The sequence below is a fragment of the Parvibaculum sp. MBR-TMA-1.3b-4.2 genome, assembly GCF_053628815.1.
Window position 1 is genome coordinate 2,317,068 of the sequence record NZ_JBRJHC010000001.1, and the last position, 13,814, is coordinate 2,330,881.

Sequence of the window (13,814 nt, forward strand, 5' to 3'; positions counted from 1 at the left end):
CGGAAGGAGGGGCACAAGGACGGGTTGAGCCGATGGGCCATCGCCGCGCGGATAGCCCTGTTCTCGGGCATGGCGTTCCTGGCGGGCTGGGCCTTGTGGAACCTGCCCGACAGCATCAATCCCTTTTCGCCGCTCGAAATCGCCGACGCGCCGACGCTTGCCACCCCGATCAAGCTGCGCATTCTCGAACACCGGCCGGAGGCCTGCATCGCTGCCGTGCGGCGTTCGCGCGTCGAGTTTGCGCGCGCGCCCATCACATCCGACCATAAAGGGTGCGGGGCGGAAACGGCGCTGACGCTGGAGCGCTCGGATGTGAGTTATGGCGGCGGGGTCAAACTTTCCTGTGCGACCATGGCGGCGCTTCTCATCTGGGAGCGGCATGTGGCCGAACCGGCGGCGGAAGAGATTTTCGGCTCGAAGCTCACTCGTATTGTCCACTACGGCACTTATCAATGCCGCCATATCAATCACGATCCCGATCAGCGGCTTTCATATCACGCGACGGGTCGGGCCATCGACATCGCGGCCTTCGTGCTGGCGGACGGGAAAAAGATCAGTGTTCTGAAGGACTGGGGAAAAGACACGCCGGAAGGAAAGTTTCTCACGCGCGTACATGACGGTGCCTGCGAGGTATTTCGTGGCGTGCTGGGCCCCGACTACAACAAGCTCCACGCCAATCATTTCCACATGGAGATGGGGCGGTGGAGTTTCTGCAAATAGCCGCTACTGCGCCCGTACATAGATGGAGATGTTGGTCGGCTTGGTGCCGTCGGGCAGCAGCACGGCCTGGATGAGGCGCATGGCGCCGCCCGTGTCGTCGAGCTGGCGCGAGGCGATCATCAGTTCGCGCCCCTTCATATAGGCGGCGCTGTTGAGTTCGCGCGCCGAGACCGGCGTCACCGACATGGCGTCGGCAAGGTCGCCACCGGCGAAAGGTTCGGGTTTGCCATCGGGCTTGCCGGTGAAGCTGGCTTTATGCGCTTCGCCCTCTGCATCCACCCATTCCATGTGAAAGGCGAGGCGGCCATCCGGCGTTTCCTCAATGCGGTAACTGCCGGAGCGGGGCGGATCGCCCTGTTCGTACTGGCAGCTATCGGGGTCGAGAACCCAGAGGCCGAGAAAGCCCTGCCAGAGCAGGTCGGATTTGTTGGACATGAGGGCGGCTCCTTCGCGAATGACGGTTCCCCGTTACTCGCGGAGTGAGGCCGTCGCGTCAAGGATATAGCCGTCGCCGTCCGGCTTCACATGACCCGCCACGGGGGCGAAATGCGTGTCGATCATCAGGATCGCGCTATCTGCCAATTCGTTATCCTGTCGTTCCTGACAGAATTCGCGAAAACAGTCAGATGGGGAGGGCGATGGCCCCGCGCAATGGCTAATGCGGCACCGGTAGCGTGCAGGGCTTCGCGCTGTCGGCCGTATTGCAGATCACAACTTCCTCTTGCGCGAATTTCATCATGGCGGCCTGGGCTGCCTCGAACTCATCGCGCTTCTTGTCAGGACCCTTGAGGCCTGCTTTGCCGTCATCCTCCAGTTTGTTTGTATGCCATGCCCTTTGAACCTGGAGTGACCAGCCGCCTTGACTGGTCATGGAGATGCCGATCAGGGACTCGAGGTTTTTCACCTGTTCTGGGCGTGCTGCCTTGGCCTCCGGTCGCACGATGCAGGACATGTAGAAAAGGGCGGTCGGATAGCCGTTGCGCGTTTCTGTCGGCACCATCATTCGTTCGGGATGTCCGATACAGAGATCGCGGTAGAACTTTATCGTCATCGCCTTCGCGTTATTGACATACTGTTCGTCGTCGGGCGCCTTTTCCGGCCTCGTAAGCACCACCGTGATCATTTCCTCCCAGTCGGACACTGTCTGTCCGTCAGGAACATATTCATGAATGATGGTGCGCCTGGTGCCGGATGCTTTCTCGTCGGTGAGGGCTTCGACCCATCCTTCCGGCAGATCGATCAGGACTTTCTCCGTCGAATCCGGGATGTCGATTCCTATAGTCCCGGCATGCGCAGCGACTGTTGCGCTCAGCACAAACAATGAGCTCAGCAGTCCGACCCTGAATGACATAGCTTCCCCCTTCCCGTCATCTTCCTGAAACGAGTATTTCAGCGCCCGCCGGCTCTGTCATGAAAAAAGGGCCGCTCGAATGAGCAGCCCTTTCATCCGCATCCGCAAACCTTTTTTGTGAGCTTGATCCGCTCAGTCCGCCTTGTTCTGGCGGTTGTCGATGAGGTCGTCCACCACGCCGGGATCGGCCAGCGTCGAGGTGTCGCCGAGATTGGAGAAATCGTCCTCGGCGATCTTGCGCAGGATGCGGCGCATGATCTTGCCGGAGCGTGTCTTGGGCAGGCCCGGCGCCCACTGGATGAGATCTGGCGAGGCGATGGGGCCGATTTCCTTGCGGACCCACTGCACCAGTTCCTTGCGCAACTCCTCGGTCGGCTCGTCGCCGGCATTGAGCGTCACATAGGCGTAGATGCCCTGACCCTTGAGGTCGTGCGGATAGCCGACAACAGCGGCCTCGGCGACCTTGGGGTGGGCGACCAGCGCGCTTTCCACTTCCGCCGTGCCCATGCGGTGGCCGGAGACGTTCAGCACGTCGTCCACGCGGCCCGTGATCCAGTAATAACCGTCTTCGTCGCGGCGACAGCCGTCGCCGGTGAAGTAGCGGCCCGGATACTGGATGAAATAGGTGTTCACGAAACGCTCGTGATCGCCATAGACGGTGCGCATCTGGCCGGGCCAGCTGTCGTCGATGCAGAGATTGCCCTCGGTCGCGCCTTCCAGCACGTTGCCTTCGTGGTCGACGATGACGGGTTTTACGCCGAAGAAGGGGCGCGTGGCGGAGCCGGGTTTCAAATCGGTCGCGCCGGGCAGCGGTGTGATGAGGATGCCGCCGGTTTCCGTCTGCCACCAGGTATCGACGATGGGGCAGCGTTCGTCGCCGACCACCTTGTGATACCAGAGCCAGGCTTCCGGATTGATCGGCTCGCCGACCGAGCCCAGCAGGCGCAGCGATTTGCGGCTCGTCTTTTTCACCGGGCCTTCGCCTTCGCGCATCAGCGCGCGGATGGCGGTGGGGGCGGTGTAGAAGATGTTGACGCTGTGCTTGTCGCAGACGTCCCAGAAGCGCGAGCTGTCCGGATAGTTCGGTACGCCTTCGAACATCAGCGTCGTCGCACCATTGGCGAGCGGGCCATAGACGATATAGCTGTGGCCCGTCACCCAGCCGACATCCGCCGTGCACCAGTAGATGTCACCGTCGTGATAGTCGAAGACATATTGATGCGTCATCGACGCATAGACCATGTAGCCGCCGGTCGTGTGCATGACGCCCTTGGGCTTGCCGGTCGAGCCGGAGGTGTAAAGGATGAAGAGCGGGTCTTCCGCGTTCATCTCTTCCGGCGGGCAGTCGGGCGATACTTTCGCGGCTTCTTCCTCGTACCAGATGTCGCGGCCGGACTGCATGTCCACATCGCCGCCGGTGCGTTTCACCACGACGACCGTATCCACGTCGGGGCATTGTTTCAGTGCTTCGTCGGTGTTCGCTTTCAGCGGGATCTTGCGGCCGCCGCGCACGCCTTCATCGGCCGTGACGATGCAGCGCGAGTCGCAATCGACCACGCGATTGGCGAGGCTGTCGGGCGAGAAGCCGCCGAACACCACGGAGTGCACTGCGCCGATGCGCGCGCAGGCGAGCATGGCGTAGGCCGCTTCGGGGATCATCGGCATGTAGATGGTGACGCGGTCGCCCTTCTTCACATTGCGCGCCTTCAGCACATTGGCGAAGCGGCAGACATGCTCGTGAAGCTCGCGATAGGTGATCTTCTTGTCCTGGTCCGGTTCGTCGCCTTCCCAGATGATGGCGACCTGATCGCCGCGCTTTTCAAGATGACGGTCGATGCAGTTGGTGGCGGCATTGAGCGAGCCGTCTTCGAACCATTTGATCGACAGATTATGCGGATCGTAGCTGGTGTCCTTCACCCTGGTGTAGGGCTTGATCCAGTCGATGCGCTGTCCGTGCTCCCGCCAGAAGCCTTCCGGGTCATTGACGCTCGCGTCATACATTTCCCGGTACTTCTTTTCATCCACCAGCGCGCTCTTTTTCCACTCGTCGGGGACGGGGAATACGGTTGCCGATTGCGTATCGGTCTCAGCTTTGGACATGGGGTCGCCTCCTTCCCGGAATCCTGACAAATCGTTCGATTATTGTTGTTGGCGGGCATTATGGGCCTCGGTGCCCGAGGCCTCAAGTTATCCGCCCTTTCGTGTCAGTTTTGCGATTTCTTCATCGCTGAAGCCCGCTTCGCGCAACACTTCCTCGGTGTCCGCACCGAGGCGCGGCGGATGGCGGCGAATGGTGGACGGCGTTTCGGAGAAGCGCACGGGCGGGCGCAGCGCGAAATAGCCGCCCGCATCGGGGTGCTCGTAGCGGGCGAAGAAGTCGACCGCCTTGAGATGCGGATCGTCCTGCAGATCGTCCAGCCGGTTCGCCTTCACCGCGGGAATGGACAGCGGCTGCAACACATCGAGCCACTCCTGCGTGGTCTTGGCCTGCGTCGTTTCCTCGATCATCGCGTAGAGCTCGCGAATGTGCTGGGTGCGCGTCTTGTAGTCCTTGAAGCGCGGATCGTTCTTGTATTCGTCGAGGCGGCCTGCCAGTTCGAAGAACTGTTCCCACTGCTTGTCGGAATAGGGCAGCAGGCCGATATAGCCGTCCTTGGTCTTGTAGGGGCGGCGGTCAGGATTGGTGATGCGGCCATAGGTCCAATCGCCGGTGGGCGGGTCGTAGACATGGTCGTAGAAATGCTCCGCCAGCACGAAGGAGGTGACCGCCTCATACATGGGCACTTCCACGAACTGGCCCTGGCCGGTCTTTTCCTTGTGATAGAGCGCCGAGGTGATGGCCGAGACCATGAAAAGGCCTGACACCTTGTCGGCGACGATCGTCGGCATGTAGCGGGGCTGTTCGTTGCCGTCCATGTGCGGCAGCAGGTCCGATGCGCCGGAGCCCGCCTGGATGAGATCGTCATAGGCGGGGAGGCCGGCGTAAGGGCCGTTGGAGCCATAGCCCGCCGCATGGACGAAGATGATCGACGGGTTCACCGCCTTTACATCCTCATAGGAGAGGCCGAGACGCACCATGCCGTCATAGCGGATGTTGGAGGTCAGCACGTCCGCCGTCGCGATGAGCTTCATCAGCGCCTCGCGGCCCTCGTCGGACCGGAGGTCCAGGAGGACGGAGCGCTTGTTGCGGTTGATGGTCATGAAGATGGGACCGAGATCGGCGGGCGCGCCTTCCGGCGTATGGCCGGGCCAGCGCATGATGTCGCCCCCCATGCCGCCACCCCCCGTGGCGGAGGGCGCTTCCACCTTCAGCACATCCGCGCCCATATCGGCCAGGATCTGGGTTGCATAGGCGCCGAACACCACGGCGGTCAGATCCACAATGCGCACGCCCTTCAGCGGGCCGGTGTTCTCGGTGGCCAGCTCATTCGTCTTCGTCAACGCCTTCACTCCCTGACTTCAATTTTCATTTTTATGGCCCGGCCAGCGCAGCAGCATGTCGGGCAGTTTTTCTTCATTCTCGGCGCCGTCCGTTGCCTTGACCAGGCGGCAGCCATGGCGCCGGTAGAAGCGCCGGGCGCCGAGATTGGCCTGAAAAACCCAGAGCGAAAAGCCTTGGGGCATGAATTTCTTGGCGGCGTCCATCAGGAGCGAGCCTGCCGCTGCGTTCTGGCGGGCGGGGTCGACGTAAAGATGATGGAGCCAGCCGGATTCCATGGCGGCAAACCCCAATATGCCACCGTTTTCCGCCAACAAGACCGTCTGCTCGCTTACGACATTGTAGATAAAGGCCCGCGTTTCCTCCCGGTTGTGGAGGCCGGGGTTGAGATAGGGCATGCGAGCGCGGGCCGCGATAAAGAGAGCGGCGAGCGCGGGCGAATCCTCGATTGTCGCCTCTCTGATGCTCATTTTCATATGATGATACGTTCCATGGGTGCGGGGAGAGAATATGGCGTCGAAACCGAAAACCGGCCCCCTGGTCATTGGTGAGCACATCGAGATCGACGGAGGCGACGGTGATCAGGCTTTTCTCGATGCCGCTCGCAATCTGAAGCTGACTAGGGCGAACTGGTTTCCCGGGGAGATCTCTCGGGGGGCAGCTCTTCTTTTTGTCATAGACGACGGACCTCTCGAGGGTGAGTTCGTGGCTTTGACCAGCCGAACGTTGGCTCCTTTAAATGAACATTTGGAAGCTTACGGCTGGGCGAGCGTGCTCGTGCATAGGATCACGAATCCAACGGATTCATTCTCTGGCAGCGATAAAGAAGCCTTACCGCTAGCGATGGCCTACGTGGTCAGGTCCGAGTGAAGCACCTTTCCCGGGTGGAGATTGATCCCTCAAACGGTCACAATAGGGCGGAGGAGGCAACCCATGCTTTTGCACAAATCGAGCTGGCCCGAAATTGAAGACTATCTCACGCGATCGAAGGGCATCGTCATTCCCATCGGGTCTACCGAGCAGCATGGGCCCAACGGGCTTATCGGCACGGATGCGATCTGCCCGGAAGTGATCGCCCATCGTGCGGGCGAGGAGGCCGGCATTCTCGTCGGGCCGACCTTCAATGTCGGGATCGCGCAGCATCATCTGGGGTTTCCCGGGTCGATGACGCTTCGGCCCTCCACCATGATCGCGGCGATTTACGACTGGGTGGCCTCGCTCGCCCATCACGGGTTCGAGCGGATCTATTTCTTCAACGGTCATGGCGGAAATATCGCCACCATCGACGCCGCCTTTGCCGAGATCTATTCCGACCGCTCGCTCGGACGTGGCGCGTCCAATCGCGGGCCGGTGAAGCTCAAGCGCGTCAACTGGTGGGACTACAAGCCGGTCTTCGACCACTGTAAGAAGCTATATGGCGCTTCGCATGGCAGCCATGCGACGCCGTCGGAAGTGGCCGTTACCTATTACGCCTATCCCGATGCCATCAAGAAGGTGGAGATGACCCCGAAGGTCGCGCCCAACGGTCGCTTCACCGATGCGGAAGACTATCGCGCGAAGTTTCCCGACGGGCGGATCGGGTCCGACCCGTCGCTCGCCAAACCGGAGGACGGCAAGGTGCTGATGGAGATGTCGGCCAAGGCGCTGATCGACGATTTTCGGAGTTTCGAGACGAGCTGACCGTCAGTCCGCAATCCGGATTTCGCCGTCGACAATGTCGATGGGTATGGGGATCAGCGATTTGCTCGCGCAGGGGCCGGAGGTGCAGTAGCCGTCCTCGATACGAAACAGGGCCGCATGAGTGGAGCAGATGATGCGCTCCTCATCCAGCGTCAGGAACTTGTCCGGCCATGTTTCCAGTGGCGTGAAGGCGTGCGGGCATTCGTTGATGTAAGCGCGTATCGCGCCATCCTTCCGTATAAGGAACATATCGAAGCGTTCCGCGCCCTTGCCGAAGAGAAACCCCTTCGCGCCCGGCTCGTCGATCTCGTCGAGCGCGCAAAGGCGCGTGCCGGGAACGGGTGCGCCGGGCCGGGCGAGCGGGTCTTTCGTCATTTCTGTTTTGGGGCCTATTTCGGGAGCTTCTTCAGCCCGCCCATGGCGCAGATTTTTTTCCACGCGTCGGGTTCGACGGGCTGAACGGAAAGGCGCGACTGCTTTATGAGCGACATTTCATGCAGATCCGGTTCGCCCTTCACGTCGTCGAGCGTGACCGGGTTCGGCATGTCGCAGACGGCTTCGATGTCGACGAGGCCGAACTTGCCTTTCTCGTCGGTCGGGTCCGGGCGGTGCTCGCCGATGACGCGGACAATGCCGACGATCCGCTTCTCGTTCACCGAGTGGTAGAAGAAGCCGAGATCGCCTTTCTTCATGGCCTTCATGTTGTTGTTGGCCTGGTAGTTACGCACGCCGTCCCAGGGCTCGCCCTTGGCGCCCTTCTTTTTCTGATCGTCCCATGACCATGTGCCGGGTTCGGATTTGAAAAGCCAGTAAGCCATTGCGTTCGTCTTTCCCCTGTCAGTCCTGTTGCGGTCCGAGCAGCCATTTCCAGGCGCGGACTTCGGTGGACTGGAAGAGGCCGGCCTTGTTGTAGGGGTCGCTTTCGACCAAAGCTTCGGCTTTCGCCTTGTTGTCCACGTCGATGACCAGCATGGATCCGTTCATCGTGGCACCGTCATCGGTGGTGAAGGGGCCGCCGATCTTCACGCAGCCCGCATCGGCCCAGTACTTCAAATGGGCGTCGCGATTGGCGAGGCGGATGTCGACCGAGTCGGGTTTGTCGGTGCAGTAGAGACAGAAAAGCATGTCGGGAACCTTCTACAGGGCAGGTTTGGCTACGGGGCGGGTTGGGCGCGAGTCTATCCGGAACGGCGACCGCGCCCAAGTCTCACAGGTTTGAGTTTCATGCGTCCAGGTTTCAATCCCCCTCCGCGCGGAACGGGCGGGAGAGGAGCGCGACCATGGCCTCGTCGACTTCCATGCGGCCTGTCACGATGGCCGCGACGGCCTGGGCGATCGGCATGTCCACCCCTTTGGCGCTGGCGAGCTCGGCCAGCGCCGTTGCGGTATGGACGCCTTCGCTGACTGAATTGCGGGCCCCCATGATCTCGTCGAGCGATTTGCCTTCGCCCAGCGCAATGCCGAGCGACATGTTGCGCGATTGGGGCGAATTGCAGGTGAGGATGAGGTCGCCGAGGCCGGAAAGACCGGCCAGCGTTTCGCGCCTTGCGCCGAACGCGAGGCCAAGCCGCGTCATTTCGGCAAAGCCGCGCGTGGTGAGCGCGGCGCGGGCGCTGGCGCCGAGCTTGCGGCCTTCCACCACGCCGCAGGCAATGGCGAGGACATTTTTCACCGCCCCGCCGATTTCGGCGCCGGTGAGGTCGGTCGAGTAATAGGGACGGAAGGTGCGCGAGCCGATGGCTTCGGCCAGCGCATGGCCGAGCGTCTCATCGGCGCAGGCCAACGTCACCGCGGTGGGCAGGCCCATGGCGACCTCGCGGGCAAAGCTCGGCCCCGAAAGAACGGCGGCGGTGGCTTGCGGCACCGTTTCCGCCAGCACCTGTGTCAGCAGCGAACCGGTTCGTTGTTCGATCCCCTTGGCGCAGAGGATGACAGGCGTGCCGGGCACCAGATGGGGCTCCATTTCCTTCAGCGTGGCGCGCACGAACTGGGCGGGCGTGACGATCAGCAGCGCATCGGCGTTTGCCGCACCGGCGAGGTCGGCCGTTGCGTCGATACCGCGATCGAGTTCCACACCGGACAGGAAGGTCGCATTTTCATGCGTGGCATTTATGCTCTCGACGACCTCCGGCTCGCGGGCCCATATGGTGACGTCGCGCCCGGCGTCCGCCGCCACCTGTGCCAGCGCCGTTCCCCAGGCGCCTGCGCCTATGACGCTGATTTTCTTAAACTGCCGCATTGGACCCCTCGTATTTCGTCGCCCGGAACACGCGACTGAAGATTGAACGGTTCATTGATCGTTCAATGGTCTTGCTTATAATCGTTCAAATGACAGATAGCGACGATCCCAGAACAAAAATCATCGAAGCCGCCCGCAGCCGTTTCAAGCATTACGGCTACACGAAGACAACCATGGCCGAGCTTGCAGAAGACTGCGAGATGTCGCCGGGCAATATCTATCGCTATTTTCCGGGCAAGCTCGATATTGCCGAGGAAATCTGCCGCAATGCCTCGATTCAGAATGCGGCGGCCCTGTCTCATATCCTGACCCGGCCCGGCCGCAGCGCGGCGGAGCGGCTTTACGATTTCCTGTTTCAGGATTTGCGGGAGACCTTCCACACGCTGGAACAGGACCCGAAGATCGTGGAGATGGCGCATATCGTCGCCACGGAGCGTCCGCAGTTCCTGAATGAAGGGGTGAAACGCGAGCGCGAAGTGCTGCAGCGGATCATCGAGTTCGGGAACGCCTCCGGCGAGTTCAGGGTGGCCGATCCGGTCTTCTTCGCGGAAATCATCCAGTCCGCCACCATGAAGTTCATGTATCCCCAGCTCTTCACCAGCCTGTCGCTGGAGCAGCTGGAGCGAGAACTGAAGGGCGTCTACACGATGATTTCGACCGCGCTGATGGCCGGAATCGAGCTGGCAGATCCGGGCGTTCAAGCTCTCGAGAGCCTCTCCGAAGAGGCCTGAGGGCCAAAAGTTCTGCGGCGCACAAATTTTCTTTCCAGCTTGGTGCGATTGCAGCAAACGATCTAACCCATTGAAATATCTTATTTAACTCGTTTTTTCTGTGCAAATTATTGTTGCATTGCGGCAACATGAATGCTGAACGATGAATATTTTTTGTTTTGTTCATTGTTTTTTGTTCAGAGGGCTCCTAAATCCCCGTCATCGGCACTGGAGAGCGCCGAAACGCTGCCCTCCTTCAGGCACAGGAGAAGACCCATGATGAACATTCAGCCCCGCAAGGTTTCCTACAAGCTCGCTGCCTTCACGCTTGCGAGCTATGCGGTCGCGCTCTTTGCGCAGGTCGTAACCCAGTACGGCGCCTGAGGCGTCGACGAATTCGGCAGGCCGGGTCGCCCGGCCGCCAAGCCGCCAGCCGACATTGAGGATCGGAACATGAAACGCATCGCAGGCAATCTGGACGAGCTTCTGGACAGGGGCACAGGCCTCGCCGCCGCCATCGTTCTCGCCGCCTATGCGGTTTCGCTGATCCTGATGTCGGGTGGCGTCGTATCGACAATGTGAGGCGAGGGGCTCCTCCCCCTTGGCTTGTCGCCTTTCAATAGCGTTCCCTCAGTCGGCTTTCACCCTCCCCCTATGGAAAGCCGGCGACCCCTAGGGCCTTGTTTGAGGTCCATTTGCCCCGATACCGCCCCCCGGTATCGGGGCTTTTTTTGTGCGGGTAGTGGGCTAGGCCTTTACGCCCGCGCCGCGGGCGGGGGCGGCGTCGGGGTCGAGCGGCCAGCGGGCGCGGGGCGCCACATCCAGCGTGTCGGTTTCGCCCCGGGCCAGATGTTCGGCACCCGCCCAGGCGATCATGGCCGCATTGTCGGTGCAGAGTTTCAGGGGCAGGGTGACGAATTCATAGCCGCAGGCATGGGCCGTTCCGAGGAGGCGTTCGCGCAGCGCCATATTGGCGGCGACGCCGCCCGCCACGGCAAACCGGCGTTTTCCTTCCGGGATCACGAGGTCGGCTTGCGCCATCGCGGTTTCTGCCCGGTCGGAGAGTACATCGGCCACGGCGGCCTGGAAGGAAGCGGCGATATCGGCCTTGTCCTTGTCCGTCAGCGGGTCGAAGGCGTCGATTGTCTGACGCACCGCTGTCTTGAGGCCGGAGAAGGAAAAGTCGCAGCCGGGCTTGTTGAGGAGCGGGCGGGGGAAGGCAAAGCGCGCCGCATCGCCTTTCTTTGCCAGCTTTTCCACCGCCGGGCCGCCGGGATAGCCGATCCCCATCAGCTTGGCGACCTTGTCGAAGGCCTCGCCCACCGCATCGTCGATGGTGGTGCCGAGGCGACGGTATTTCCCGACATCCTCCACGATGAGGAGCTGGCTGTGGCCGCCCGAGACGAGCAGCAGCAGATAGGGAAAGGGCAGGCCGTCGGTCAGCCGCGCGGTGAGCGCATGGCCCTCCAGATGATTGACGCCGATCAGCGGCAGGCCGCGCGCGGCGGCGATCCCCTTGGCGGTCATCAGGCCAACGATCACGCCGCCGATCAGGCCCGGCCCGGAGGTCGCCGCGATACCGTCGAGGTCGTCCCAGTCGAGCCCGGCGTCGGAAAGCGCGCGCTCGATCAGCCCGTCCAGATGCTCGATATGGGCGCGGGCGGCGATTTCGGGCACCACGCCGCCATAGGGCGCGTGATCCTCAATCTGGGAAAACACCACATTGGAAAGAATTTGTCCCTGCGTGCCGATGGCCGTCTCGCCGGGCTCGAGGCGCACCACGGCCGCCGCGGTCTCGTCGCAGCTCGTCTCGATGCCCAGAACGGTCAATGTGGGTTGCACGTGCGGTGCCTTTCCCGGGTTTTCTTTCGCGAATGCGGCTATGCGCCCCTCTCGAAAGAGGCTCGAAACACTATATAAGGGGCGCGTCGGAGTTTCGCGCGCCATCGGAATGGGCGCTTACAGCAACGGGAAGACGCATGCAACGCCGCTATCGCATCGGCACACGCGGGTCCAAGCTCGCGCTCATTCAGGCAAACGATGTCGCGGCGCGGCTCGCGGCGGCGCTGGGCCGTCCGGTGGAAGAGGCGACCGAGGTCGTCGTCATCTCCACGCAGGGCGACCGGGTGCAGGACCGCAACCTGTCGGAGCTGGGCGGCAAGGGCCTTTTCACGCAGGAAATCGAGGACGGGCTTATCGACAAGAGCATCGATATCGCCGTCCACTCCATGAAGGATATGCCGACCGTACTGCCGGACGGGCTGCTGATCGACTGCATTCTGGAAAGGGTGGATCCGCGCGATGCCTTTCTGTCGTTCAAGGCGGGTTCGCTTGCCGAACTGCCGGAAGGCGCGGTGGTCGGCACATCGTCTCTCCGGCGCGCCGCCCAGGTAAAGCTCCGGCGACCTGACATCAAAATCGTCCCCTTCCGCGGCAATGTGGATACGCGGCTGCGGAAACTCGAAGAGGGCGTCGCCGATGCGACGCTGCTCGCCATGGCCGGTCTTACCCGGATGGGGCTGACGGACCGTGTGACGGCACCGCTTTCGAGCGATGAAATTCTTCCCGCCGTTGCCCAGGGCGCGGTGGGCGTGGAGCGCCGCGCCGATGACGATGAAGCGGCGGAAGCGCTTGCCCTGATCCATCATGCCGCGACGGGTCTGCGCATCACGGCCGAGCGTGCGCTGCTGCGCGTGCTGGACGGCTCCTGCCGCACGCCGATCGCGGCACTGGCGGAAATTTCCGGCAAACGGATGCGGCTTGCCGGCATGATCCTGACCCCGGACGGGGCGGAAGTGATAGAGACCTCGCGCGAAGGCCTTGCCGGCGAGGCGGAAAGCCTCGGCATTGAGGCGGGCGAGGAGCTCAAATCCCGCGCCGGACCCCAGTTCTTCCAGACGGTATGAGGTGATATGCGGCTCCTCGTCACAAGACCGGAAGCCGATGCGGGCAAACTGATGGCGGCTCTTGCCGGGAACGGGCATGAGGCCGTTCTCGCGCCGCTGATGGAAATCGATTTTCACGATGCGGCCGAATTGCCGGTCCGCGACTGGCAGGCGATCCTCGTCACCAGCGCCAATGGCGCCAGGGCGCTGGCGGCGCGCGGCGAGGCTGCGGCGTTGAAAGCCGTTCCCGTGTTTGCCGTCGGGCATGCCTCGGCGGAGGCGGCGCGGGCGGCAGGGTTTAGCCATGTTCGCAGCGCCGATGGCGATGTGGAGGCGTTGGCCGATCTGGTGAGCGCCGAGCTTTCGCCGGATGCCGGGCCGCTTCTTCATGTTGCGGGCAGCGTGACGGCGGGCGATCTGCAGGTCATGCTGGGCGTGAAGGGGTTCGAGGTGGTCCGCGCGGTGCTTTATGAGGCGCGTCCGGTCCGTTTCCTGCCCGACGTGGCGCATGCCGCGCTGGAGGCCCGCGATGTGGATGGTGTGTTGCTCTATTCCCCGCGTACGGCCCGGCTTTTCATGACGCTTGTGCATGAGGCGGGCCTTGACGGGGCACTGGCCGGGGTCGAGGCCTTCTGCCTTTCCGGCGCCGTGGCGGCGGATGCGGCGGGGCGTGACGGCGAGGGCGCTCTTTTCAGGCGCGTTCACGTTGCGGAAAGGCCGGAACAGCCCGCGTTGATTGAACTTGTGAACAAGACGGCCCTCGCGGCCCGTGACGACCTGACCTGAAGGC

The 13,814-nt window shown here is 62.2% G+C and carries 17 protein-coding genes; 7 read left to right on the forward strand and 10 right to left on the reverse strand.

The features are described from left to right. Nucleotides 1-24: 24 nt before the first annotated feature. The gene (locus tag ACSSVQ_RS11090; protein WP_454183076.1) at nt 25-720 is read left to right on the forward strand and encodes an extensin-like domain-containing protein; all 696 of its coding nucleotides are present in this window, start codon (nt 25-27) and stop codon (nt 718-720) included. A 3-nt stretch (nt 721-723) separates the two neighbouring features. Here the strand turns inward: ACSSVQ_RS11090 and ACSSVQ_RS11095 are convergent, their stop codons facing one another. The 5 genes from ACSSVQ_RS11095 to ACSSVQ_RS11115 all read right to left on the reverse strand — a co-directional run bounded on the left by ACSSVQ_RS11095 (nt 724) and on the right by ACSSVQ_RS11115 (nt 5,980). Continuing rightward, nucleotides 724-1,155 (reverse strand): hypothetical protein, encoded by a 432-nt coding sequence (locus ACSSVQ_RS11095; protein WP_454183078.1) that lies wholly within the window; start codon nt 1,153-1,155, stop codon nt 724-726. Nucleotides 1,156-1,375: 220 nt separating this feature from the next. After that, nucleotides 1,376-2,071: a hypothetical protein gene (locus tag ACSSVQ_RS11100; protein WP_454183080.1), complete on the reverse strand. Its 696-nt coding sequence runs from the start codon at nt 2,069-2,071 to the stop codon at nt 1,376-1,378. Nucleotides 2,072-2,203: 132 nt separating this feature from the next. After that, a complete protein-coding gene (gene acs, locus ACSSVQ_RS11105) occupies nt 2,204-4,171 on the reverse strand; it encodes an acetate--CoA ligase (RefSeq protein ID WP_454183082.1) in 1,968 nt (655 codons plus the stop codon). A gap of 87 nt (nt 4,172-4,258) precedes the next feature. Continuing rightward, entirely contained in the window at nt 4,259-5,512 is a 1,254-nt protein-coding gene (locus tag ACSSVQ_RS11110) for a CaiB/BaiF CoA transferase family protein (protein ID WP_454183084.1), read from the reverse strand. A gap of 18 nt (nt 5,513-5,530) precedes the next feature. After that, the gene (locus tag ACSSVQ_RS11115) at nt 5,531-5,980 is read right to left on the reverse strand and encodes an N-acetyltransferase family protein (protein WP_454183086.1); all 450 of its coding nucleotides are present in this window, start codon (nt 5,978-5,980) and stop codon (nt 5,531-5,533) included. A 40-nt stretch (nt 5,981-6,020) separates the two neighbouring features. Here ACSSVQ_RS11115 and ACSSVQ_RS11120 point away from each other — a divergent pair, with 40 nt between their 5' ends. Together ACSSVQ_RS11120 and ACSSVQ_RS11125 are read left to right on the forward strand one after the other, a co-directional pair. After that, entirely contained in the window at nt 6,021-6,380 is a 360-nt protein-coding gene (locus tag ACSSVQ_RS11120) for a hypothetical protein (protein WP_454183088.1), read from the forward strand. Between the two features lie 63 nt (nt 6,381-6,443). After that, the gene (locus tag ACSSVQ_RS11125; RefSeq protein WP_454183089.1) at nt 6,444-7,190 is read left to right on the forward strand and encodes a creatininase family protein; all 747 of its coding nucleotides are present in this window, start codon (nt 6,444-6,446) and stop codon (nt 7,188-7,190) included. Between the two features lie 3 nt (nt 7,191-7,193). On the opposite strand, the gene ACSSVQ_RS11130 is transcribed toward ACSSVQ_RS11125, so the two are convergent. The 4 genes from ACSSVQ_RS11130 to ACSSVQ_RS11145 all read right to left on the reverse strand — a co-directional run bounded on the left by ACSSVQ_RS11130 (nt 7,194) and on the right by ACSSVQ_RS11145 (nt 9,429). After that, a complete protein-coding gene (locus ACSSVQ_RS11130) occupies nt 7,194-7,565 on the reverse strand; it encodes a Rieske (2Fe-2S) protein (protein WP_454183091.1) in 372 nt (123 codons plus the stop codon). 14 nt (nt 7,566-7,579) lie between these two features. Further along, nucleotides 7,580-8,008: an EVE domain-containing protein gene (locus ACSSVQ_RS11135; RefSeq protein ID WP_454183093.1), complete on the reverse strand. Its 429-nt coding sequence runs from the start codon at nt 8,006-8,008 to the stop codon at nt 7,580-7,582. Between the two features lie 19 nt (nt 8,009-8,027). Continuing rightward, entirely contained in the window at nt 8,028-8,315 is a 288-nt protein-coding gene (locus ACSSVQ_RS11140; protein ID WP_454183095.1) for a YciI family protein, read from the reverse strand. A 112-nt stretch (nt 8,316-8,427) separates the two neighbouring features. Then, on the reverse strand, nt 8,428-9,429 hold the full coding sequence (locus ACSSVQ_RS11145) for an NAD(P)H-dependent glycerol-3-phosphate dehydrogenase (RefSeq protein WP_454183096.1): 1,002 nt from the start codon (nt 9,427-9,429) through the stop codon (nt 8,428-8,430). Between the two features lie 89 nt (nt 9,430-9,518). Here ACSSVQ_RS11145 and ACSSVQ_RS11150 point away from each other — a divergent pair, with 89 nt between their 5' ends. Together ACSSVQ_RS11150 and ACSSVQ_RS11155 are read left to right on the forward strand one after the other, a co-directional pair. Beyond that, a complete protein-coding gene (locus tag ACSSVQ_RS11150; protein WP_454183098.1) occupies nt 9,519-10,160 on the forward strand; it encodes a TetR/AcrR family transcriptional regulator in 642 nt (213 codons plus the stop codon). A gap of 432 nt (nt 10,161-10,592) precedes the next feature. Then, nucleotides 10,593-10,721 (forward strand): hypothetical protein, encoded by a 129-nt coding sequence (locus ACSSVQ_RS11155; protein WP_454183100.1) that lies wholly within the window; start codon nt 10,593-10,595, stop codon nt 10,719-10,721. Between the two features lie 165 nt (nt 10,722-10,886). On the opposite strand, the gene tsaD is transcribed toward ACSSVQ_RS11155, so the two are convergent. Continuing rightward, a complete protein-coding gene (gene tsaD / locus ACSSVQ_RS11160) occupies nt 10,887-11,969 on the reverse strand; it encodes a tRNA (adenosine(37)-N6)-threonylcarbamoyltransferase complex transferase subunit TsaD (protein ID WP_454184687.1) in 1,083 nt (360 codons plus the stop codon). Nucleotides 11,970-12,118: 149 nt separating this feature from the next. On the opposite strand from tsaD, the gene hemC reads away from it, so the two are divergent. Continuing rightward, entirely contained in the window at nt 12,119-13,045 is a 927-nt protein-coding gene (hemC, locus tag ACSSVQ_RS11165) for a hydroxymethylbilane synthase (protein ID WP_454183102.1), read from the forward strand. A gap of 6 nt (nt 13,046-13,051) precedes the next feature. Further along, the gene (locus ACSSVQ_RS11170) at nt 13,052-13,810 is read left to right on the forward strand and encodes a uroporphyrinogen-III synthase (RefSeq protein ID WP_454183104.1); all 759 of its coding nucleotides are present in this window, start codon (nt 13,052-13,054) and stop codon (nt 13,808-13,810) included. Nucleotides 13,811-13,814 lie beyond the last annotated feature (4 nt).

Excerpts from the sequence above, each read along its gene's own strand:
- ACSSVQ_RS11095 (WP_454183078.1), bottom strand. The coding sequence starts at position 1,155 with ATGTCCAACAAATCCGACCTGCTCTGGCAGGGCTTTCTCGGCCTCTGG.
- ACSSVQ_RS11100 (WP_454183080.1), bottom strand. The coding sequence starts at position 2,071 with ATGTCATTCAGGGTCGGACTGCTGAGCTCATTGTTTGTGCTGAGCGCA.
- acs (WP_454183082.1), bottom strand. The coding sequence starts at position 4,171 with ATGTCCAAAGCTGAGACCGATACGCAATCGGCAACCGTATTCCCCGTC.
- ACSSVQ_RS11115 (WP_454183086.1), bottom strand. The coding sequence starts at position 5,980 with ATGAGCATCAGAGAGGCGACAATCGAGGATTCGCCCGCGCTCGCCGCT.
- ACSSVQ_RS11120 (WP_454183088.1), top strand. The coding sequence starts at position 6,021 with ATGGCGTCGAAACCGAAAACCGGCCCCCTGGTCATTGGTGAGCACATC.
- ACSSVQ_RS11125 (WP_454183089.1), top strand. The coding sequence starts at position 6,444 with ATGCTTTTGCACAAATCGAGCTGGCCCGAAATTGAAGACTATCTCACG.
- ACSSVQ_RS11130 (WP_454183091.1), bottom strand. The coding sequence starts at position 7,565 with ATGACGAAAGACCCGCTCGCCCGGCCCGGCGCACCCGTTCCCGGCACG.
- ACSSVQ_RS11135 (WP_454183093.1), bottom strand. The coding sequence starts at position 8,008 with ATGGCTTACTGGCTTTTCAAATCCGAACCCGGCACATGGTCATGGGAC.
- ACSSVQ_RS11140 (WP_454183095.1), bottom strand. The coding sequence starts at position 8,315 with ATGCTTTTCTGTCTCTACTGCACCGACAAACCCGACTCGGTCGACATC.
- ACSSVQ_RS11145 (WP_454183096.1), bottom strand. The coding sequence starts at position 9,429 with ATGCGGCAGTTTAAGAAAATCAGCGTCATAGGCGCAGGCGCCTGGGGA.
- ACSSVQ_RS11150 (WP_454183098.1), top strand. The coding sequence starts at position 9,519 with ATGACAGATAGCGACGATCCCAGAACAAAAATCATCGAAGCCGCCCGC.
- ACSSVQ_RS11155 (WP_454183100.1), top strand. The coding sequence starts at position 10,593 with ATGAAACGCATCGCAGGCAATCTGGACGAGCTTCTGGACAGGGGCACA.
- hemC (WP_454183102.1), top strand. The coding sequence starts at position 12,119 with ATGCAACGCCGCTATCGCATCGGCACACGCGGGTCCAAGCTCGCGCTC.
- ACSSVQ_RS11170 (WP_454183104.1), top strand. The coding sequence starts at position 13,052 with ATGCGGCTCCTCGTCACAAGACCGGAAGCCGATGCGGGCAAACTGATG.